A 21,402-nucleotide genomic window follows, 5' to 3' on the forward strand; every position below is an offset into this window, starting at 1 on the left:
CGTGTCTTGTCCGGTTATCGAACTCGCCCAACAGTTGATTAAACGCCCTTCCCTCAGCCCGAATGACGAAGGCTGCCAGCAATTGATGACTGAGCGTCTGAAAGCCATTGGTTTCACCGTTGAAGCGATAAATTTCGGTGATACCCTGAATTTCTGGGCATGGCGCGGCGCCGGTAAAACGCTGGCGTTTGCCGGGCATACCGATGTGGTGCCGAGCGGCGACGAAAGCCGCTGGCAACACCCGCCTTTTGAACCCACCATTCGCGACGGTATGTTGTACGGTCGCGGCGCGGCGGATATGAAGGGTTCGCTGGCGGCGATGGTGGTTGCAGCCGAACGCTTTGTGGCGGCGAACCCCAACCATCAGGGCCGACTGGCCTTCCTGATCACCTCGGATGAAGAAGCCAGCGCCGTGAACGGCACCGTTAAAGTGGTTGAAACCCTGATGGCGCGCAATGAGCGGTTGGATTATTGCCTGGTGGGAGAACCATCCAGCACCAAAATCGTCGGCGACGTGGTGAAAAACGGCCGCCGCGGCTCTATCACCGCCAATCTGCGGGTGCATGGCGTTCAGGGGCATGTCGCCTACCCGCATCTGGCCGATAATCCGGTACACCGGGCCTTGCCGGCGCTCAATGAGCTGGCGGCGACGGAGTGGGATCGGGGTAACGCGTTTTTCCCGCCCACCAGCATGCAAATCGCCAATATTCAGGCCGGCACCGGCAGCAACAACGTTATCCCCGGCGAGCTGTTCGTACAGTTTAATTTCCGCTTCAGCACCGAGTTAACGGATGAAGCGATTAAACGACAGGTAGCGGAACTGCTCGACCGTCATCAGCTAAACTACACTATTGACTGGAATCTCTCCGGTCAGCCGTTTCTGACGGCGAAGGGTGAACTGGTCGATGCCGTGGTGAATGCGGTAGAGCATTATAACGAAGTCACGCCACAGCTACTTACCAACGGCGGCACATCCGACGGACGTTTTATCGCCCGTATGGGGGCTCAGGTTGTCGAGCTTGGGCCGGTCAACGCCACCATTCACAAAGTGGATGAATGCGTGAGCGCCGCGGACTTACAACTGCTGAGCCGGATGTATCAGCGCATTATGGAGCAATTGATCGCATGATTACTCATGCCATGCTAACCGGGAAGAATGATAGTCATTTGGTGACGCTCAGCGGCCACCATCGCCTTCAGCCTGAAGCGGTCGCCGCCTTTCAGGCTTTACAACGCGCGGCGGAAAAAAACGGATTTAATCTACAGCCCGCCAGCACGTTCCGTGATTTTCATCGCCAGCGATTAATCTGGAACGGCAAATTCAGGGGGGAGCGGCCGGTGATGGATCAGAATGGTCAGCCGCTGGATGTACTCTCGCTGAATGAGGGCGAACGCTGCAAAGCGATTTTACGCTGGTCGGCGATGCCGGGCGCCAGCCGCCATCACTGGGGCAGCGATCTGGATATTTACGATCCCGATCTTCTGCCGCAAGGGCAACGGCTACAGTTGGAACCCTGGGAATATGAACCCGGCGGTTACTTCGCGCCGCTTAACGCCTGGCTAAGCGAGCATATGCACGAATACGAGTTTTACCGTCCTTATGCTCACGATCTTGGGGGCGTCGCCGCCGAACCCTGGCATATCAGCTATTATCCGTTAGCCCAGCATGCGGAAAAACAGCTGACGTCCGACATTATTCTATCGGCCTGGCAAGGTGAAGACATCGCGGGTTATGACTGGCTGTGCGAACACTTGCCGCACCTGTTCACCCGTTTTATACACAACGTTGACGGAGCTTAATCATGGCGTGGCTGGCTGACTATTGGTGGATAATTCTGATTATCCTGATCGGTATGCTGATAAACGGCATCAAGGCGTTGCGCAATGTCGATCATAAACGTTTTCTGATGAACAAGCCCAAGCTGCCGCCCCATCGCGACAACAACGATAAATGGGATGATGAAAATGATGACTGGCCGCAGAAAAAACCGTGAAAACATCTCCGTACATAGCTTGCAGCACGTGACCATTCAAGCTCTGGGTACAAAGCTTTCCGCCCGTTTCTGAAGAAAATCATAGAATTCTTTGGCGCAAACGGAAAGCTGCCGCTCTTTATCGGTGATCAGATAAATTCCCCGCTGCAATGACAAATCTTTGAAAGGCACGATGGCGATATCTTTGTGCTGAAACTGAAACAGCGTCAAACCGGTCACGATGCTGACGCCGTAATTCGCCGCCACCAGCCCCATCATCGTGGTCAACTGGCGTACTTCCAGCACGTATTTAAAACCATGCGGCTCCATCAGTTGATCGGTATATTGCCGAATGCTGGTGCCCTGACAAAAGCCGACAAACGCATGTTCCGCCACATCCGCCACCTCCACGGCCGCCTGCCCGGCCAACGGATGATCTCGATGGCAAATCAGATAGAAATTATCCGCAAACAACATTTTGGAACTGAAGGTTCCCGCCGACGGCTGGCCGGCGCTCAGCGCGAAATCGGCTCGCCCGTCCAATACCGCTTTTAAACAGCGATCCCACTGGGTATCGAGCAACTCCACCTTGATGTCGGGATAGGCTTGATGGTACTGCGCCAGCACCTGCGGCAGCCACTCCACCGCCATTGACGGCAGTACCGCCAGCACAATTTTCCCTTTATAACCCGTAGCATAGGATTTAATTTCCCCCACGGCGTCGTCATGGGTTTGAATCAGCCGGCGGGCGATATCGATAAAATGAATGCCGCCCGCGTTTAATTGCACCTTGCGCGTATCCCGATCGAATAGCCGGTAGCCGACCTCTTCCTCCAGACCGGCAATCAACGCGCTGAACGCCGGCTGGGAAAGATTTATTTTCTGCGCGGCGCGTGTGAAATTATCGGTTTCCGTCAACGCGATAAATGCCCGCAGTTGTTTTATGGACAAATTCATAAGCGGCCTTAAATGCAAAAGGAGAAAAGAAGTGTTATGTAAAAAAAAGGCAAACTCAACGTAAAACAACACCATTTTTTTGTTTTTATGATCCGCGCCGCAATTATTTACTTTATCTTTTTCCGAATATTTTCTCATCGCGCAATACAACGCCGATCGACTTCACAACCAAAAACATAACCGCCACACGGATAAAATAAAAATAACCATAAAAAACATAAAATTAAAAACATATAGATAAACCAAAATCAGTTATTCAATCGACAAATAAAATAAATTAATCGTCTTTATGAATAACGCCATTCCGATTATCAGTTAGTCGTAAATTCGACGGCATGATAAAAATAGCGCAGACAAAAAAACAAACCACTTCGCGTTATGTATCTGGAGCACTCAATAATATTTGATTGAGTTTTTTAATTCACAACAAATAAAACATATACGCAACATATAATAAATAGAGAGAGGAGTTCTTTATGCTAGCCCTAATCGGGGTGCTGACTATTGCCACCCTGCTATTTTTCATCATGACGAAGCGAATGTCTCCTCTGGTGGCATTAATCGTTATTCCGGTCATCGGCGCGCTGGCGGCGGGAAGCGGTACCGATACCGCCAAATACGTGGTCGATGGAATAACCAAGCTGGCGCCGATGGCGGCGATGTTCGTCTTCGCCATCGCCTTTTTCGGCGTCGTTACCGATGCCGGCATGTTTGATCCCATCATCAGAGGAATTTTACGTCTTGTCGGCACCAGTCCGGTCAAAATTATTATCGGCACCGGCGTCCTGGCGCTGATCGCCCATCTGGACGGCAACGGCGCGGTGACATTCCTGATCACCATACCGGCCATGCTGCCGCTGTTTAACAAACTCGGTATGGATAAACGGATCCTGGTGGGCATTACCGCGCTCAGCGCCGGCGTCAACTTCCTGCCGTGGACCGGACCGATGATCCGGGCGGCGGCGGCGTTAAACATCACCACCCACGAGCTGTTTATTCCCCTTATCCCGGCGCAGCTCTGCGGTCTGACCTTTATGGTGCTGATGGGCTATTACTGGGGCAAAAAAGAGGAAAAACGCCTGGGACTGGCATCCGGCAACCCGCTGTCCGGCGGCGCGCAGCATCTCGGCGACGCACAGCATGTGAAAGAACTCAGCGATGCCGAAAAAGCGCTGCGTCGTCCGCATATGTTCTGGGTCAATATTGCGCTGGTGGTTGCCGTCATCGGCACCATGGTGTTTACCAAAATCTCCCCGACCGTAGCCTTTATGATCGCCCTGACGCTGGCGCTGATGTTCAACTATCCGAACGTCGAAATGCAGAAAGATCGCATCAACGCCCACGCCAAAGCGGCGCTGATGATGGCCAGCATACTGTTCGCCGCCGGGGCGTTTACCGGCATCATGAGCGGCACCGGCATGCTGAAGGCCATGTCATTGTCCGCCGTCAGCGTGGTGCCCGAATCGTTCGCCAGCCACATTCCGTTTATCGTCGGCCTGATCTCCATGCCGCTCAGCCTGGTGTTCGATCCCGATTCTTACTACTTCGGCATTATGCCGGTCATCGCCCATACCGTGGACATGCTGGGCGTACCGCCGATTCAGGTTGCTCAGGCCTCCGTTCTCGGACAAATGACCACCGGCTTCCCGGTCAGCCCGCTGACGCCTGCAACCTTTCTGCTGGTCAGCCTGGCGGGCGTGGATCTCGCCGACCACCAGAAATTCTCGATCCCGGTGCTGTGGGCCGCCAGCGTCATTATGACGTTCGCCTGCGTCATCTTCGGGGTCTTCCCGCTTTAGAAACATCGCCGCCGCAGAACCAACCAAGCGGCGGTCACCAACACGTTTGATTACTAAAAGGTATTTCCATGAAGACAATTCGTATTGGCTCCGGGGCCGGCTATGCCGGCGATCGTATCGAACCGGCGGTAGAGCTGGCGCAAAAAGGCGACATTCACTATCTGGTTTTTGAATGTCTGGCGGAGCGCACTATCGCCATCGGGCAAAAACAGAAACAGCAGGATCCTGAGAAAGGCTATAACGAGCTGCTGGCGGACAGAATGCACGCCGTATTGCCCATCTGTCTGGAGAAAGGGATCAAAATCATCACCAACATGGGGTCGGCCAACCCGGTTGCGGCGGGACAGCGCGTGTTGGAGATCGCCAAAACGCTGGGGGCGAAACGCCTGAAAATCGCCGTCGTCACCGGCGACGACGCGCATGCCACGCTGATCACACTCGATGCCCGACTGGACGAAATCGGCAAACCCATTTCCGCCTGCGGCAAAGATATTATTTCCGCCAATGCTTACCTGGGGGCGGACGCGCTGGTTGAGGCGCTGCGTCAGGGGGCGGATATCATCATCGCCGGCCGCGTTTCCGACCCCTCCCTGTTTCTCTCCGCCATGATGTATGAATTCAACTGGGCGGCGGACGACTGGGAGCGATTGGGCAAAGGCACCTGCATCGGCCACCTGCTGGAATGCGCAGGCCAGATCACCGGCGGTTATTACGCCGATCCTGGTTTCAAGGACATTCCGCACCTGGCACGGCTCGGTTTTCCGCTCGCCGAAGTCACTGAAGACGGCAACGCGGTGATCACCAAGGTCGACGGATCCGGCGGACGCGTCTGCGTCGATACCTGTAAAGAACAACTGTTGTATGAAATCCACCGTCCGGATCGCTACATCACCCCCGATGTGATTGCCGATTTCAGCCGCGTGACCTTCACGCAAGAGGGCGAAAATCGCGTACGCGTCGCGGGAGCGAACGGGAGCGCGAAAACCGATACCTTAAAAGTCTCCGTCGGTTATCAGGACGGTTTTATCGGCGAAGGCGAAATCTCCTATGCCGGCCCCGGCGCGGTTGCTCGCGGACGCCTGGCGCTGGAGATCGTTAAACAACGTTTCGCCCTGTGTCAGCTAACCCCGCAGGAAGTGCGCTACGACCTGATCGGCGTCGATTCCCTGCATGGCCCGCAGCGTTCGCAGCAGAGCCAGCCCTATGAAGTCCGTGTACGTGTCGCGGCGCGTTGCAGCGCCAGATCGCAGGCGGTCAAGATCGGTAATGAAGTGGAAACGCTCTACACCAACGGCCCCGCCGGCGGCGGCGGCGTCAACAAAGCCGTCAAAGAAATTCTGGCGATGGATTCCACCCTGCTGCCCCGCGACAGCGTCACGCCCGCCGTCGCCTATCTGGAGATTAAATAATGAAACTGCGTGAAATTGCCCATTCCCGCACCGGGGATAAAGGAAATACCTCCAATATTTCCCTGATTGCCTATCGTGCGGAAGATTATTCCTTGCTGAAAGAAACCATCACCGCGGAAAAAGTCAAAACCTGGTTTGCCGATATCGTCACCGGCGAGGTGGTGCGCTATGAATTACCGGCTATCGGCGCGTTGAACTTTGTGATGTACGGCGCGCTGGGCGGCGGCGTTACCCGTTCGCTGGCGCTGGATATGCACGGTAAAGGATTAAGCTCGGCAATATTGGATATGGATATTTAATCGTCGCGTCTGGCTGTTTACCGGCGGGTAATAAATTACCCGCCGTGGCCGTCCGCGGTCATTATTTTCACGGAGTTTTAATACAATGAATAACAAAATCATTGATGCCGACTATTTCCGCTCATTTTTATATGACGGAATGACGATTATGTTCGGCGGTTTTATGGGCGTCGGGACACCGAAATTATTGGTGGATGAAATTATTAAATCCGGCGTCGTTGATTTAACCATTATCGGCAATGATACCGGTTTTATCGATACCGGCGTCGGCCCGTTAATTGCCAACGGGCAGGTCAAAAAAGTCATCGCCTCGCATATCGGCACCAACCCGGAAACCGGCCGCCGGATGCTCGCCGGCGAAATGGAGGTTGAACTGGTGCCGCAAGGCACGCTGGCCGAACGCATCCGCAGTGGCGGCGCGGGTCTCGGCGGTTTTTTAACCCCGACTGGCGTCGGCACGGTGGTCGAAGACAATAAACAGAAAATAACCCTCGATAATATTACCTATTTATTAGAGCTGCCGCTAAAAGCGGATTTGGCCCTGTTACAGGCCAGTATCGCCGACACCAGCGGAAACCTGGTTTATCGCCTCACCGCGCGTAATTTCAACCCGCTGATTGCCCTCGCCGCCGACCATGTCGTCGCCCAGTGCGAACAGATTGTTCCGCTCGGACAACTGGCGCCGGAATCTATCGTCACCCCTGCCGCCCTGGTCGATCACCTTTATCTGGGAGAGAAATAATGGATGCGAAAGAATTCATTGCCCGCCGGGTGGCAAGAGAACTGAAAAATGGCGACGTGGTTAATTTAGGCATTGGCTTGCCGACCAAAGTCGCGAATTACCTGCCTGAAGGGATTGAGGTTACCTTTCAGTCGGAAAACGGTTTTCTGGGACTGGGCGCGATAACCGAACCGGATGTGAATCTGGTCAACGCCGGCGGACAGCCGTGCGGCATGGTGCCGGGCGCCGCGATGTTCGACAGCGCCTTCTCCTTCGCCCTGATTCGCGGCGGCCACGTCGACGTCTGCGTATTGGGCGGCTTGCAGGTCGACGAACAAGGCAGCCTGGCCAACTGGATGGTGCCGGGGAAAATGGTGCCCGGCATGGGCGGCGCCATGGATCTGGTGGTCGGGGCGAAGAAAGTGATTATCGCGCTGGAGCACTGCGCCAAAAACGGCGACGCCAAATTATTGCGCCGCTGCACCTACCCGCTCACCGCGGTCAATAAAGTCAGCATGGTGGTGACCGAACTGGCGGTATTTCATTTTGTCGATCGGCAAATGGTGCTGAGTGAAATCAGCCCTGACATCACCGTGCAGGCGTTGCGCCAGAAAACCGAGGCAGACTTTATTGTCTCCGCCGACTTACAACCCATGAAAATCAATTAACCGGGGCGACCATGAACGATTCCGTTGTTATTGTTAACGCCAAAAGAACCGCTATCGGCAAGTTCGGCGGCAGTCTGGCCAACACCTCCGCCATTGAGATGGCCGCCGCTACCATTGGTGATTGTCTGTCGACGTTGCCGGACGATCTGACCATTGATGAAGTGATTTTGGGCAACGTACTCCAGGCCGGGCTGGGGCAAAATCCGGCGCATCAGGCCAGCATCGCCGCCGGCATCGGGATTGAAACCCCGTCGCTCACCGTCAGCAAGGTATGCGGCTCCGGTCTGAAAGCCGTCGCGCTCGGCGCGCAGTCCATTCTATCCGGCGATAATCAGGTGTGCGTCGTCGGCGGCATGGAAAACATGAGCGCCGCCCCTTTTCTGCTGGAAAAAGCGCGCCACGGTTACCGCATGGGGCACGGCAAGCTGGTCGACATCATGATTCAGGACGGCCTGTGGTGCGCCTTTAATGACTACCATATGGGCGCCACGGCGGAAAATATCGCCGCACGCTACCATCTGACGCGAGAAGAGCAGGATCGGGTGGCGCTGGCATCGCAGCAAAAAGCGGTTGCCGCGATTGAAAGCGGTCGCTTCAAGGCCGAAATCACCCCAATATCCCTGCGCGGTAAAAAAGAAACCCGTATTTTCGCACAGGACGAATTCCCGCGCGCCGATACGACGCTGGCATCACTGGCCAAGCTCCGTCCGGCCTTCTCCGCCGACGGCACCGTCACCGCAGGGAATGCCTCCGGAATTAACGATGCCGCCGCCACGCTGGTGCTGATGCGCGAATCAACGGCCAGAAAGCAAGGCATTCAGCCGCTGGCGCGTATCCGCAGTTGGGCTTCCGCCGGCGTACCGAGCGAAGTCATGGGGCTGGGGCCGATCCCGGCGACGCAAAAAGCGCTCGGCAAAGCGGGATTAACCATTGGCGACATTGATTTAATCGAAGCCAACGAAGCCTTTGCCGCGCAATATCTGGCGGTACAGCGGGACTTGCGGCTTGATCCTGACAAAGTGAACGTCAATGGCGGCGCCATTGCGCTGGGTCACCCTATCGGCGCCAGCGGCGCGCGTATTCTGGTCACCCTGGTTCATGCCCTGCGCGGCCATGATAAAACGCTGGGGCTGGCCACGCTGTGCATCGGCGGCGGGCAAGGCATCGCCATGATTATTGAGCGTCTCTGAGTCCCCATTCCGTTCACGCCGGGGTCAGGCGACATCCCGCCTGCCTCCGGCATTTTCCCCGATTACTCGTCGGATTGACGCAGACGCGCCAGCGCCTGGTTCAGCATGCGTTCATCAATGCCATGTCCTGCGCCCGGCGCTATATCCAGCGAGCAAGCCGTTCCCAACTGCTGAAAACGCTGCGCGGCGGCGCGGGCATGATCGACGGCGATCACGCCGTCGGCATCGCCATGAATCAAATGCACCGCCACATCGCTGAACGGTTTTTCCGGCAGGGCGGCGAAACGGCCGCTAAAGGCGATAATCTGTCCGGCCAAATGCGGTTCCGCTTTCAGCGCTTCCAGCGACATGATGGAACCTTGAGAGAATCCCACCAGCGTCGTGTGCTGAAAATCAACGCCGCTTTTCCGCTGCCAGTCACGCACGGTGGCGACAAAGCGCGGTATCGCCTCCTCAATACGCGCTAAGCGATTCTCTTCCGTCACGCCTTGCACGGAAAACCACTGACGCCCTTCCCCGTATCCGGTACTGAACGGCCCACCGATACTTACCACCAGCGCCTGCGGAAACGCGGCGGCGAAATAGCGGCCGATCGGCGCCATACCCGCCGGGGTATCGCCCACGCCATGAAAAAGCAACACCAGCCGCTGCGGCGCGGCGGGGTTTTGTACCACGATATTCTGCTGAGTCATTCTGTTTCTCCTGCAAATAACCGGCCCGGCATTCCCGCAGCCGGTTCATATAACCATTGAGAACCACTATACGCCGCGTTATTGCAGGTGAAATCGGGAATTCCTGAACAAGATGTTCATTTTTTTGCAGCAAACGACGCCTTCACTCTCCACTCCGGCAAAAAAAGAATAAAAGCCGCCGCCGGTGTCACTTTTCCCCGGTTATTGCACAGAGATTAATGAAGCGGCAATAAACCTTTTACCCGATGCGTAAAACAGACGAAGAGTACGGTCACGGCTATCACACCAGCAAATCATTATTAAGGGAGCGCGATATATGGCGGACAGACCGGTTAAACAATAAATAAACCCATCCGTGCGACTTTCTATTGGTTAGATGCACTCGCCCTATTAACGGATAACACATTTTATCCAAATCCCAATGTTCCGGGAGGCGGCTTTACGTCCCAAATACATGCAGGAAAAATAAAATGGCGATAACAACGTCCTTATTATCACCGAAAAAACGCGCCTTCAGGCAATCCATGCTGGCAGCCAATATCAGCCTCGCGTTACTGCTGGCGGGGTGCGGAGGCGGCGGAGGCGGGGGCGGCGGTTCCGAGAGCGTAACGCCGGTGCCGGAAACCCCCACCACGCCGATCGAACCCGAAACGCCGACCAATCCTACCGAGCCGGAGGCGCCGACGGAACCCGCCGACACGCGAGCCAAAGTAGGCATTATCGACTCCGGGCTTTCCCCGGACCGCCCCTATATCAACTACGACAATATCGGCGGTTTTGCCTCCTTTGTCGGCGGAAGCAGCACGTTAAACGATAACGCGGGCGACGACGGACACGGAACCACAGTGGCCATGGTGCTGGCCGGACAGGAGTGGCGACAATGGCCCGCCGGCGTGGCGCCTGACAGCCTGCTGTATATCGCCCAGGCATCGAAAGACAATAATTTCGATGTTCTTACTTCCACCCAAGCCGTCAGTTGGCTGTTGGATAACGACGTCAAAATCATCAACATGTCCTATGGCATGACCGAACGCCTGACCACGCCCGAATCGCTGTCAAACGCCAGCCAGCGATACGCCTATCAGCTATTGCGCAACTCACTGCGCGAGATCGTCAGCGCCGAAGCGCTGGCCATCATGTCGACCGGCAATGAGAAAACCTCCGCGCCGGCGCCCGATACGCTGATCCCCGCGATATTCAACGAACCGGAGTTGCAGAAAGGCGTTCTGGCGGTGACCGGATTCGTCGAAGGCTATCTGGTTCCCGTTCCCGATCGTCCACCGGAGCTGTGGGGCTTTGACGCCTGCGGCGCCGCCGCCGCGTACTGCATGAGCGCGCTCGGCTCCACAAAATACCCCAGCCAGAGCAGTTCGGCGGACGGCGAATGGGAATCCGTAACCTCGTACGGCACCTCATATTCCGCGCCGCGCGTGGCGGGAGGCGCCGCGCTGGTCAAGACCGCTTTCCCCTGGATGACCGGCTATAACCTGCAACAAACGCTGCTGACCACCGCCACCTACCGCTCCGATGCCTATACGGGCTACGATGCGGATCTGGCCTACTATGAGACTGTCTATAACGAAGACGGCAGCGTTAAGGAAATCATTTTCCATAGCGGTGAAATTCAGGTTGCCGACACGGCCAACGGCCGCCCCTTCAACGATACTTTCGGCTGGGGCGATCTGAACGTGGAAAAGGCGCTGAAAGGACCGGCGATGTTTTACGCCGACGATTTCACCGCCCGTCTGACCGCCGGCGACTATACCTTCTCCAATGATATCAGCGGCGATTACGGCCTGGTGGTTAACGGCGCCGACAACGCCGGCGGCATCCTGCGCCTGACCGGCGACAACACCTATAAAGGCGACACGCGAATCACCGCCAATAGCCTGTACGTCGACGGTTCCATCGCCGGCAACGCAACGGTGTCGGGCAGCGGAACGCTGGCGGGGAACGGCCGCATCGGCGGCAACGTCAGTAATACGGGGATCGTCGCCACCACCGCGGAAGGCGGTCTGACCGTCGCCGGCAATTATACCCAGGGCAGCGACGGCCTGCTGAGCGTAACCCTGTCCAATCCGTTCACCGTTGAGGGCAGCGCGACGCTGGACGGCACGTTACGCGTCGGCTTACCCAGCAGTACCTATATCGTTGAGGCCCAGGAAACCTTGCTGCATAGCAATCAGGGGATCAGCGGCAGCTTCGCCGCCACCGATCTCGGCCTGTTCCTGACCGGAAATCTGACCTACGGCGCCAATGACGTCACCGGCGCTTTCAGCCGCGTCAATACCGTCGAGGCCGTCGCCAACAGCGGATTACAAGGCGCGGCGCTGTTGCAGACCGCCGCCAACGTGGAGTCTGCCCTACAGGTCGCCGACCGCTGGGTCGGCGCCGACTCAACCACCGAGCAGCAGTCCGCCCTGCTGGCCAAAGCGGCCGCGTTCCAGCAGTTGGCGAGCGCCAGCGCGGCGGCGGCCTCGTTGGATTCGCTCTCCGGGCAGGCCCATGCCTCCAGCAACGCCATCCTGTTTAACAGCCTGGATTACCAGAACCAGTTGCTGAACAACCGGCTGGACCAACTGGGGAACGGCAAAAACTATGGACTGTGGATCGAAACCGGCAAACTGCGCGGCGACCTGAACCAGTCCGGCTATCTGGGCAGCAGCTACGATATCAACCTGACGGCCATCGGTACGGATAGCGACTTCGACACGCCGGGACTGCGCGCTGGGATCGCCTATACCAACAGCCGCATCAAGGCCGAGTATGCCGGCAGCGGCGGCAGCAGCGAGAACGAGTTGCATGGGGTGATGACCTATGCCCGCTACCAGCTCAGCCCCGAATGGTACGTTCAGGGCAACCTGAGCTATCAGCGCGGTCGCGACAAGTTACAGCGCTCCATTCTGCTGGACGACGTTCAGGCGGTGTCCAGCAGCACGACAAGCGATGGCTGGCAGGGTCTGCTGAAAACCGGCTATGCGTTGGCGCTTAACGATGTCTTCAGCGTGCAGCCCTATGCCGGCGTAAAATACAGCTACCTTTCCACCGGCGGCTTTACCGATAGCGGCAGCGAATTCGGCCTGACCGGCGAAGGCAACGACTATTCCCGCACGGTAGGCCTGACCGGGATTAACCTGAGCGCCCGGCAGCAATGGCATCGGGGATGGTGGAGCGCCTTGAGCGTCAACGGCGAATATCAGCACGCCTTCACCAACCCGTCGCTGGACGTAACCGCCCGCTGGAGCGGCCTGGGCCGTGAAGGCGAACGCCTTGATATTCCGGGCATGCGTCTGGACAAAGACGCCCAGTGGGCGGGCGTCAGGCTGGACGTGGGCAAAGCCGCGGATGCGCGCATCTTCCTGCGCGCCGATAAACACTTCGCCGATCGCGGCAACGAGGAAGTGCTGCGCGGCGGCGTCGACGTCTCCTTCTGATAGCGGGGATGCCGACGGGATTAACGCACGCGAGGGGATAATATTTTCCCCCGCGTGTTTTTATCCCGCTACGGGGAGTCCGCTTTATTGGGCATATCATCTTTTTATATATTCTAAGACGTTTTATTTTGCCGGATGAAATAGTTTACCTTTCGCCGATATGTTAGAAATAAAGCTGTTTCAGGCATTAAAAATCATTATCCCATAGCACCAGGGAAATACCGTGCGCAGTTGAAAAAGGGAATCGAGCCATGAAAAAAACCATCCCGTTAATCGCCGTTGCCGCCGTTATCGTTTTAGCGGTTATATACCTTGCTTCTAACGCTAATCAGTATGCCAGCGCCGCGCAAATTATTGGTTCGCTGGCGGGCATCATCACTGTTTTCGCCGTTATAAAATTTATTTTTAAAAGAAGAATCGATAAGTCCAGTTTATACGTGGCCATCGCCTTCGTCATTTCATCCTTTATCGGCACCACCCTTACCGTTATCCTATTCCATGAATCCCCGGTTTACCTAAAAGCCATCATCGTCGGCGGCATCACCCTGGCAGGCGTCGCGATCGCCCTGACGACGTTGAAAAGACGGCCGATACAACCGAACCGATGATGTTGGCTATGCCAATTTCAAGAAAGCCCCCACAGTGAGTAAACATTGCCGGTGCAAATCGCCGGCAACGCCGATATTGCCCCCCTAATGGATGCTGTCTCTTAGTCACATTTACTGTTAACGGTATATGTAAGCTCAATGCAATTTCTAATAGGTGAGGGATCCCTGGAAAATAATTAAGCATTATTTGATAGATTGTCTTAGATCGCAGGACGCGGTCTTTTAAAGGTTTTCCTTCGCGTAAAAAATCGCGCTGAGGTGGGCGTGACCGCCGGGTGAGCGGCAGGGACCGCCGCGAAAGCCAGTGCCGCGCCGGGAGCGCGTCAATGGCGGCCCGACCAGCGGTCACGAACGCCGAAGGTATCGCGTAGCGACGCGATTTCCGCGAAAAGCCCGGGGCCACGGGGCGGCGGCGACTGAGCCGCCTCGTGTCGGGCGCGTACTGCGACGGTCGCAGAAATCGACTGAGGTTAGTGCGCACGAAACCCACACTGTGCTTACAGAAATTCTTTCCCCAAATTTGCGGGCAACCCAAAGCCTAATGCGCAACAGCCCCAGGCGCCGCAGGCACCTTCCGAGGAACATTCCAGTCCGGCGTTTTGCCGCCCGCCAGATGGCGCACGAAAAAATCCAGCGCCTTGCGCTGCCCGTAGGCACCGCCGCTGACGCCGTGACCGCCGCCCGGCACGTAGAACAGATCGAACTCCTTACCGGCTTTAATCAGCCGATCCGCCACCTGCAAGGTGCTCGACGGGTCGACGTTATCATCCAGCTCCCCCACCATCAGCAGCAGCTTGCCCTGTAGACGCCAGGCGTTTTCAACATTGGACGCCGCCGCATACCACGGCCCCAGCGGCCAGCCCATCCACTGCTCGTTCCACCAGTTTTTATCCATCCGGTTATCATGGCTGCCGGAGTCGGCTACCGCCACCTTATAGAATTCGGGATGAAACAGCAGCGCGGCCATGGCGCTCTGACCGCCGGCGGATACGCCGATAATCCCCACGCCGCGGGAAATATCGTACCAGGGCAGGCGTTGCGCCGCCGCCCGGTGCCACAAAATGCGGTCGGGAAATCCCGCGTCTTGCAGATTGCGCCAGGCCACATCATGAAAGGCGCGCGAACGGTTATTGGTGCCCATGCCGTCGATTTTCGCCACCGCAAAACCCAACTCGGTCAACGGCTCCGGGAGAAAGGAGAAATCCTTGGGCACGAAGGAACCGTGCGGCCCGGCATAGATACTCTCCACCACCGGATATTTATTGGCGGCCTTAAGATAACGCGGCGGATAAATCAATCCCCAAATCGCCGTTTCGCCATCCCGTCCCGCCGCCCGGAACGGAATGGGCGGACGCCAGCCCGCCATTTTCAGACGGCCGATATCGGCGCGGTTCACCTCCATAAGCCGGCGATTATCGGCGCTGCGGTAAAGCACGGTGACCGGCGGAAGATCGTAGCGGGAATAGGTATCGACATAAAACTTGCCGTCAGGCGAGAAGTTCAGCGTGTGATTCGCCGTTTCCGCGCTCAGCCTGGTCAGCCCGCCGCCGTCGAAGCCGATTTTGTAGCCGTACATATAGTAGGGATCGTCATCTTTCGTCATCCCCGACGCGCTGAAGTAAATCACCCGCTGCTTTTCATCCACCCAGTGAACGGCGCGCACCACCCAGTCGCCCTGGGTGATGGGGTTTTTCACTTTCCCCGTCACCCCGTCATATAAATAAAGATGCTGCCATCCGCTGCGTTCGGACGCCCAGATAATCTCTTTACCATCTGATAAATCACGGCGAAAACGCTTACCGCTGCCGGTCGCCAGACCGGTCAGCTCCGCGTAATCAATAAAGGTTTCCGAGGTTTCATCGATAAGCGGGCGGGCTTTCCCCGTTTCGGCATCCACTTCAATAACCCGGTATCGCTGATGTCCGCGCTGGTTGTATTCGAAGGTAAACGCCCGGCTATCCAGCCGCCACGCCGGCGAAGTGAGCATAAAAGGCTGCGGGAAAAGCGACGAATCAATGGGCGTTATGCTGCGTGAAGCTATGTCCACCAGCACTGGCTGGGATATATCCAGCGCATCGCCGGGTTTGGGATAGGAAAGGGATCGATATTTGGGCTGCACCTGGTCGGCGGGCGAAGATTCAACGTAATGCACCCGGCGTTTCTCCGCCCGTTGAATGCGATACAGCGCCAGCTTTGAGCTATCCGGCGACCAGCTCAACGTCTCCTGCGCATACTCCTCTTCCTGCGTGCCGTCGCGCGTGAGCGATATCCGCAGACCGCGCGCTTTGTCGATCAATACCAGATTGTGATTCTCGATCAATGCCTCCCATTCGCCGTCGGGCGATATCCGTCCCCGCGGGCCGGGCCGGGCGAACGCTTCGGCGCGGGAAACGGACAGATCCGCCTGCACCCGGCAGCGGTAATGCTCCAGATCGCAGCGCAGCAATCGCCTTCCCTGAGGGATAAACAGCGCATTTTCCGCCGCCGAATAATCCACCTGCGCCAAAGGCAGCGAGGTGGCGGTCGCCGGCGCCGCCAGCAGCGGGTTTAAGGCCCGCGCCAGACGAGCATGATCGAAAGCAGGACGCTGCCGCAGGTTCGCCACATCCACCCACATAAACTCATGCCCGGCGGGCCGGCCATTACCGGCCGCCACGCTGCGGCGATAAAAAAATCCCTGGCTATCGGGCTGCCAGCTCATCCGCCCCGGATAGTGGTGCGCCAACTGGCGGTAATGTTCCGCCAGTCCCTGCGCGCGCCGATAATCCTCCGGGCCGGGCGCCGCGTTATTCGCTGCGGCAGACATCGCCAATCCCATCAGGGCGACCATCGTCCCGATGCCTCTCCCCTTCAGATAACGGTTCGCTCCTATCACGCTCTACCTCATCCTGTTCTTGCTGTGTAACCATGCCGGATGTCAAATGCAACCGATGCGAATGAAAGGCCGCCAATGCGTCGCGGTGCGCCACGCTGACGATAGCGCTGCCCGGCAGGCCAGCCAGTAGCGCCTGATAAACCTGCCGTTCGGTGTCCGCATCAAGCGCGCTGGTCGCCTCATCCAGAAAAATAAAGTCCGGCCGATGCAATAGCGCTCTGGCCAGCGCCAATCGCTGCTGTTCGCCGCCGGAGAGCCGCTGTTGCCAGCGATCGCTGGCGCTCAACAGGCTAATCGCCTGCGGCAAACAGCTCTGCGTCAGCGCCTGTCGGCACTGCTCATCGCTAAAATCGGCTTCATCATGGGGATAACAGAGCGCCGCCTTCAGCGTGCCGCTCGGGATATAGCTTTTCTGCGGCAGGAACAGGAAACGACCGGCGGCCGCACGGACGATCTCGCCCTCGCCGTACGACCACAGCCCAGCGCAGGCGCGCAGCAGGGTGCTTTTTCCTACGCCCGAGGGGCCGTCAATCAGCCAGCGTTCGCCGGGCAATACCCGCCATTGCTCCACCGTGGTCAGTTCCTTGCCTTCAGGGGTGGTCAGGCGCAGCCGCCGGCAGTCGAACCCCGGCGCGTCGCTCTCCCGCAGACGAATAGCCGATGGCGCGCGATCGGATTGATTCAGCGCCTGTTCCAGATCGCGCAGCCGGTTGGTCAGCGCCAGCCAGCGGGTAAAGGCTTCATAGGCCTGCATAAAATAGCTCAACGTGGAACGCAGGGAGCCGTAGGCCATCTGGATGCGCGTCAGATCGCCGAAACTGATCTCGCCGCGCAGCAGCTGCGGCAACGTCAGCAGCGTCGGCAATGGCGAAACGAAATGGGAAAAGGTGCTCTGGCCCAGCGACACGGCAAAGCTGCGGCGGATGATGGCCAGCGCGTTTTCCCGCAGCAGATGGAAACGCTGCGCCAGGCGCTGTCCTTCCCGCCCGCCGCCCTGATAAAATGCGATCTGCTCCGCGTTTTCCCGTACCTGCATCGCCAGAAAACGGAAGTCGCCCTCGGCGTTCTGTTGCTGCATATTCAAACCGATCAATGAGTTGCCCAGCCAGTGGGAAATATACAGTTGCAGAAAGGCGCAGATAAACGCGGCATAAACCATATGGCCGGGAATCGCCCATTCACCGCCCAACGCGCTGAAGCGCAGGGTGCCGGCCACCGACCACAACAGTACGGTGTAGGTCGCCGTGTTGATAACCACCGAGACCAGGCTGAGGAAAAAATTCAGCGACGCCCCCACCAGTTCGCTGACGTCGTCGGCGATGCGCTGATCGGTATTGGTCAGCATGCCGTCCCGCTCCAGCCGGTAATACGCCGGCGTTCCCGTCCAGCGCCGGAGATAGCGTAAAGTTAACCAGGTGCGCCAGCGCAGCGCCAGATAGTGGTTAAAGATAACGCTGATTTCCGGCAGCAGCATCGCCCCCAGCCCGAAAATGAAATTGAGCACGAACAGCGGCTTAATCTGCCGCCAGTCCAGCGCAATCAGCGCATCGGTGAATCTGCCGGTGATACGGTTTACTTCCACATGGAGGTAGGCGTTGCCTAGCATGATGGCGATGATAATCGCCAGCAATATCAGCGCCAGATAGTTATCCGATGAGCGCCAGTAAGGCAGCAAAATCTGCCGGATGCCCGGTCGAAGATGACTTTCATCACGTTGTTTCAATGACTTTGATACCCGTATCCGATCGCGCGTCGGTCAAGCATCCGCCGACGCGCCTGATGTAGCCGCCCGCGGCGACATAGTTTTTAAATCAATGTCATACGTTATAGCGAATCCCAATCAGTCATTCCCGCGCAGGCGGGAATGACTGATATCAACGCACTACCTGAAAGTAGATCCCCGCCTGCGCGGGGATGACTATTCCGCAGTGGGTTTGTCGGCAACCCTGCGCGGCGATCAGAACGAATAGGTGCCGGTCAGACGCCAGGTCCGTCCTTCTTTCACTCCCACATAGCTGTCTGTGGAGGTGGAGTAATAGAGATCGCGATCGAAGACGTTATCCACCCCCAGCCGCAGCGACCAGTCAGGCTGGCGATAAAATACCGATACGTCGGTTTGCGCCTGGCTGCCGATGGTGAAGTAGTTGCCGATGGTGCCGTTTCTGGACGTTTTCGAGGTGCCGCTGATACCCACGGATGCCCCCGCGCCCTGCAACCGGCCGCTCTGAATCTCATAAGAGGTCCATAGATTGGCGGTATGGCGCGGCGTATCGTTGAAGGTATTCCAGAAGCTGCTGTTCGGCGTTTTCTTTTCCGAATAGGTGTAGCTGCCGCTCACTTCCCAGCCCGGTAACAGAGTGCCGTTCAGGTCGACGTCGAAACCTTTGCTCTGCCGCCCCTCGGCTCCGACCGCGATGCCGTTGTTGAACACAACCACGTTATTCTGGCGAATATCGAACAGCGCGGTGGTCAGCGTCAGGTTATCGTCCAGCAGGTTTACCTTCAGGCCGATCTCCTTCGACTTGCCGGTGGCCGGCGGCAGCACTTCCCCGGTCTGACGGTTAACCTGCGCATTGCCGCTGAAGCTGTTGAGATAGTTGGCATACACCGTCACATCCGGCGTGATATCGTAGCTGACGCCGTAGTTGGGGATCCATTTGTCGGTGGTGTAGCTGACCACGCCGCTGGTGGTCAGATAGGTGTTATTCCAACTGGAGCGCTTTAAGGAGACCTGAACATGCAGCCGCTCCCATAAATCGATCGAGTCCTGCAACAGGATCCCGCTCTGAATCATCTTGCTGCGGCTGACGCGATAGTCCGGTTCGCCGATGCCGCCGTACACCAGCGAATCCGGATCGAAGACGTTGCCGTTGCTCAACAGGATGAAACGGCCGTCATAGCTGTTATAGCGCTCATACTGATAGTCGTGTCCGATCAACAACGTCTGCTTCACCGGGCCGGTTTCGATCACGCCGCGGACGTCGTTTTGCAGATTCCAGGACTGATCGGTGTATTTATTGGCCAGAGGATGACTGAGTTTATCGCCATCGGCCTCAATGATCAGCGTTTCATTCATTTTTGCCTGGCCGGAGGTGCTCTGGAAATTGGCCTTGCTGTTAAACGTCCAGCTACCGAACAGATCCTGTTGCAAGTCGTAATAGGCATTCGTGGTTTTAGTCTTGAAGTGGTCGTCCTTGTCGCCCAGACGATATACCGGCAGCTTCTGCACCCTTCCGTTGCTGTAGAAGGTGCCGGCCGGGCCGGAGTTTCTCTCCTTGTTAAATTCGGCGCCGATAAGAATACGGGTGGAATCCCCTTGCCAGGCCAGCGCCGGCGCCAGATAGTCGCCATGATTGCCGTTAAAGTCCGGGAAAGCGGAATTGGATTTCATGGTGGACGCATTGAGCCGATAGCTAAAGGCCTTATCGTCGGTGAGCGCGCCCCCGAGATCGATAGCCGTCTTGAACTCCCCGTAGCGCGCCGCCTCCACTTTCACCCGGCGCAGCGGCTCGGTGACCGGCTTCTTGCGCACCAGATTGATGGTTCCGGCGGGCGAGCTGCTGCCCGACAGCACGGACTGCGGCCCCTTGATGACCTCAATACGCTCGACGCCTTCAATGGACGTCCCCTGCCCCACCCCCGCATTGCCGGAGCCGGCCACCCCATCCGTCAGGCCGGAGGTCACGCCGTAGCCGCGCATCCAATAGGTTAGCGTCCCGCGGTTGTTGCGAATCGCACTCACGCCGGCGGAATTTTTCAACGCCTCCTCCAGCGAGGTGGCCTGGCGGTCATTAATCAGCTTGCTGCTGATCACCTGCACCGACTGCGCCGTCTGCTGCAACGGCGTATTAACGCGCAGCGCGGAAGAGGAATCGCCGGGATTGAGAACGAATTCATCTTCGCCGGCGCCGGTTACGGTAATGGCCGGCAAGGTTTTATCATTCGCCTGGGCGGCGGCGACGCTGTTGCCCTGCGATGAAACAATGGTCAGCGTGCCGTTATCCGTCGAGGTCAATAACAGCGGGCTGCCCTGCAACAGGCGCAATATCGCCTGACGCGTGGTGTAGCTGCCGTTCAGCGCGGGGGCCTGATAATTCGCCACCAGCGCCGGATTAAAAGAGATGGTCTGATTACTTTGATTGGCGACGGCCAATAACCCTTTTTGTAAGTCACCCGCCGGGATGGAAAACGTAATAGCTTGATCCGCGGCCTGCGCCGTCATGGGGATCGCCGCGGTACTTAATATCAATGCGGTGGCGGCATTAATGGTAAACAGTCTGGTGAAGAATAAACGTTTTTTAAACCCCAACCCCGCTGTATTGAAATAGTTTTGCTGCTTGCTCATTTTAATCCTCGTCAATTGTAACAGTTGCTGGCTACCGCATTTTTTTGCTCTTCATCTGTTCTGTGCATCGACGAGAAAAAAGCGACAATAAAAATAAAGATTTTTTGGTATAAGATATTATTCCTTTATTATTTGTTTGATTCCCATTATTTTTATTTTCACCGCACGGTGAATCCCGGTTATGCCCTTCCCCAACTTCATTAGCGGCGCGCTGACTAATCACAAGATGAATCATTTATTTTTCTTTATCGTTCAAGCTTCAAAATAACAATTCTAAATAAACATATAAGAAAATCGTCGTTTAACTCGCTGTCATTTTGTCTTACAAAAAGCGAACGGAATCTTTGCATCTCTTAAAAAATGCCTGGTTCTTTGTTTTGTGCTTTTGGGTTACCCCCGGCTCAAACAGAATGATTTTTGCTTATGGTTCAC

General features: G+C 56.8%; 16 protein-coding genes. 11 read left to right on the top strand and 5 right to left on the bottom strand.

All coding sequences use genetic code 11. The features are described from left to right. Position 1 precedes the first annotated feature (1 nt). From dapE to ABRZ26_RS06465, 3 genes are read left to right on the top strand one after another with little or no spacing between them, the layout of a single operon-like run. Positions 2 to 1,129 (top strand): succinyl-diaminopimelate desuccinylase, encoded by a 1,128-nt coding sequence (gene dapE / locus ABRZ26_RS06455; RefSeq protein ID WP_319603690.1) that lies wholly within the window; start codon positions 2 to 4, stop codon positions 1,127 to 1,129. Beyond that, positions 1,126 to 1,800 (top strand): M15 family metallopeptidase, encoded by a 675-nt coding sequence (locus ABRZ26_RS06460; protein ID WP_319603436.1) that lies wholly within the window; start codon positions 1,126 to 1,128, stop codon positions 1,798 to 1,800. The genes dapE and ABRZ26_RS06460 overlap by 4 nt, the downstream gene beginning before the upstream one ends. A 2-nt stretch (positions 1,801 to 1,802) precedes the next feature. Beyond that, positions 1,803 to 1,994: a YpfN family protein gene (locus ABRZ26_RS06465; RefSeq protein WP_319603437.1), complete on the top strand. Its 192-nt coding sequence runs from the start codon at positions 1,803 to 1,805 to the stop codon at positions 1,992 to 1,994. Positions 1,995 to 2,030: 36 nt separating this feature from the next. Here ABRZ26_RS06465 and ABRZ26_RS06470 read toward each other — a convergent pair whose 3' ends face one another. Continuing rightward, on the bottom strand, positions 2,031 to 2,930 hold the full coding sequence (locus ABRZ26_RS06470) for a LysR family transcriptional regulator (RefSeq protein ID WP_319603438.1): 900 nt from the start codon (positions 2,928 to 2,930) through the stop codon (positions 2,031 to 2,033). Between the two features lie 476 nt (positions 2,931 to 3,406). Here ABRZ26_RS06470 and ABRZ26_RS06475 point away from each other — a divergent pair, with 476 nt between their 5' ends. The 6 genes from ABRZ26_RS06475 (at position 3,407) to ABRZ26_RS06500 (ending at position 9,016) form a co-directional block, all read left to right on the top strand. Beyond that, positions 3,407 to 4,729 carry a CitMHS family transporter gene (locus ABRZ26_RS06475; RefSeq protein WP_319603439.1) on the top strand — a complete coding sequence of 441 codons (1,323 nt, stop codon included), beginning with the start codon at positions 3,407 to 3,409 and terminating at the stop codon, positions 4,727 to 4,729. A gap of 68 nt (positions 4,730 to 4,797) precedes the next feature. Then, complete coding sequence (locus ABRZ26_RS06480) at positions 4,798 to 6,138, top strand: acyclic terpene utilization AtuA family protein (protein WP_319603440.1); 1,341 nt, start codon at positions 4,798 to 4,800, stop codon at positions 6,136 to 6,138. Beyond that, positions 6,138 to 6,437 (top strand): AtuA-related protein, encoded by a 300-nt coding sequence (locus tag ABRZ26_RS06485; RefSeq protein WP_319603441.1) that lies wholly within the window; start codon positions 6,138 to 6,140, stop codon positions 6,435 to 6,437. The genes ABRZ26_RS06480 and ABRZ26_RS06485 overlap by 1 nt, the downstream gene beginning before the upstream one ends. Positions 6,438 to 6,522: 85 nt before the next feature. Then, on the top strand, positions 6,523 to 7,179 hold the full coding sequence (gene atoD, locus ABRZ26_RS06490; RefSeq protein ID WP_319603442.1) for an acetate CoA-transferase subunit alpha: 657 nt from the start codon (positions 6,523 to 6,525) through the stop codon (positions 7,177 to 7,179). Next, the gene (locus ABRZ26_RS06495; RefSeq protein WP_319603443.1) at positions 7,179 to 7,826 is read left to right on the top strand and encodes a 3-oxoacid CoA-transferase subunit B; all 648 of its coding nucleotides are present in this window, start codon (positions 7,179 to 7,181) and stop codon (positions 7,824 to 7,826) included. The genes atoD and ABRZ26_RS06495 overlap by 1 nt, the downstream gene beginning before the upstream one ends. Before the next feature lie 11 nt (positions 7,827 to 7,837). Further along, positions 7,838 to 9,016 carry an acetyl-CoA C-acetyltransferase gene (locus ABRZ26_RS06500; protein WP_319603444.1) on the top strand — a complete coding sequence of 393 codons (1,179 nt, stop codon included), beginning with the start codon at positions 7,838 to 7,840 and terminating at the stop codon, positions 9,014 to 9,016. A gap of 62 nt (positions 9,017 to 9,078) precedes the next feature. Here ABRZ26_RS06500 and ypfH read toward each other — a convergent pair whose 3' ends face one another. Continuing rightward, on the bottom strand, positions 9,079 to 9,708 hold the full coding sequence (gene ypfH / locus ABRZ26_RS06505; RefSeq protein WP_319603445.1) for an esterase: 630 nt from the start codon (positions 9,706 to 9,708) through the stop codon (positions 9,079 to 9,081). Between the two features lie 470 nt (positions 9,709 to 10,178). Here ypfH and ABRZ26_RS06510 point away from each other — a divergent pair, with 470 nt between their 5' ends. Next, complete coding sequence (locus tag ABRZ26_RS06510; protein WP_319603446.1) at positions 10,179 to 13,142, top strand: autotransporter domain-containing protein; 2,964 nt, start codon at positions 10,179 to 10,181, stop codon at positions 13,140 to 13,142. 251 nt (positions 13,143 to 13,393) lie between these two features. Further along, positions 13,394 to 13,750: a hypothetical protein gene (locus ABRZ26_RS06515; protein WP_319603447.1), complete on the top strand. Its 357-nt coding sequence runs from the start codon at positions 13,394 to 13,396 to the stop codon at positions 13,748 to 13,750. Between the two features lie 538 nt (positions 13,751 to 14,288). Here the strand turns inward: ABRZ26_RS06515 and ABRZ26_RS06520 are convergent. The 3 genes from ABRZ26_RS06520 to ABRZ26_RS06530 form a co-directional block, all read right to left on the bottom strand. Further along, on the bottom strand, positions 14,289 to 16,625 hold the full coding sequence (locus tag ABRZ26_RS06520; protein ID WP_319603448.1) for a DPP IV N-terminal domain-containing protein: 2,337 nt from the start codon (positions 16,623 to 16,625) through the stop codon (positions 14,289 to 14,291). Then, the gene (locus tag ABRZ26_RS06525) at positions 16,537 to 18,348 is read right to left on the bottom strand and encodes an ABC transporter ATP-binding protein/permease (protein ID WP_319603449.1); all 1,812 of its coding nucleotides are present in this window, start codon (positions 18,346 to 18,348) and stop codon (positions 16,537 to 16,539) included. Before ABRZ26_RS06525 ends, ABRZ26_RS06520 begins: the two co-directional genes overlap by 89 nt. A 234-nt stretch (positions 18,349 to 18,582) precedes the next feature. Further along, a complete protein-coding gene (locus ABRZ26_RS06530) occupies positions 18,583 to 20,970 on the bottom strand; it encodes a TonB-dependent siderophore receptor (protein WP_319603450.1) in 2,388 nt (795 codons plus the stop codon). Positions 20,971 to 21,402 lie beyond the last annotated feature (432 nt).

The sequence above is a fragment of the Brenneria sp. L4-2C genome (assembly GCF_040240335.1).
Lineage (GTDB): Bacteria > Pseudomonadota > Gammaproteobacteria > Enterobacterales > Enterobacteriaceae > Brenneria.

Coding starts and splice junctions, on each gene's coding strand:
- ABRZ26_RS06460 (WP_319603436.1), top strand. CDS start 1,126: ATGATTACTCATGCCATGCTAACCGGGAAGAATGATAGTCATTTGGTG.
- ABRZ26_RS06465 (WP_319603437.1), top strand. CDS start 1,803: ATGGCGTGGCTGGCTGACTATTGGTGGATAATTCTGATTATCCTGATC.
- ABRZ26_RS06470 (WP_319603438.1), bottom strand. CDS start 2,930: ATGAATTTGTCCATAAAACAACTGCGGGCATTTATCGCGTTGACGGAA.
- ABRZ26_RS06475 (WP_319603439.1), top strand. CDS start 3,407: ATGCTAGCCCTAATCGGGGTGCTGACTATTGCCACCCTGCTATTTTTC.
- ABRZ26_RS06480 (WP_319603440.1), top strand. CDS start 4,798: ATGAAGACAATTCGTATTGGCTCCGGGGCCGGCTATGCCGGCGATCGT.
- ABRZ26_RS06485 (WP_319603441.1), top strand. CDS start 6,138: ATGAAACTGCGTGAAATTGCCCATTCCCGCACCGGGGATAAAGGAAAT.
- atoD (WP_319603442.1), top strand. CDS start 6,523: ATGAATAACAAAATCATTGATGCCGACTATTTCCGCTCATTTTTATAT.
- ABRZ26_RS06495 (WP_319603443.1), top strand. CDS start 7,179: ATGGATGCGAAAGAATTCATTGCCCGCCGGGTGGCAAGAGAACTGAAA.
- ABRZ26_RS06500 (WP_319603444.1), top strand. CDS start 7,838: ATGAACGATTCCGTTGTTATTGTTAACGCCAAAAGAACCGCTATCGGC.
- ypfH (WP_319603445.1), bottom strand. CDS start 9,708: ATGACTCAGCAGAATATCGTGGTACAAAACCCCGCCGCGCCGCAGCGG.
- ABRZ26_RS06510 (WP_319603446.1), top strand. CDS start 10,179: ATGGCGATAACAACGTCCTTATTATCACCGAAAAAACGCGCCTTCAGG.
- ABRZ26_RS06515 (WP_319603447.1), top strand. CDS start 13,394: ATGAAAAAAACCATCCCGTTAATCGCCGTTGCCGCCGTTATCGTTTTA.
- ABRZ26_RS06530 (WP_319603450.1), bottom strand. CDS start 20,970: ATGAGCAAGCAGCAAAACTATTTCAATACAGCGGGGTTGGGGTTTAAA.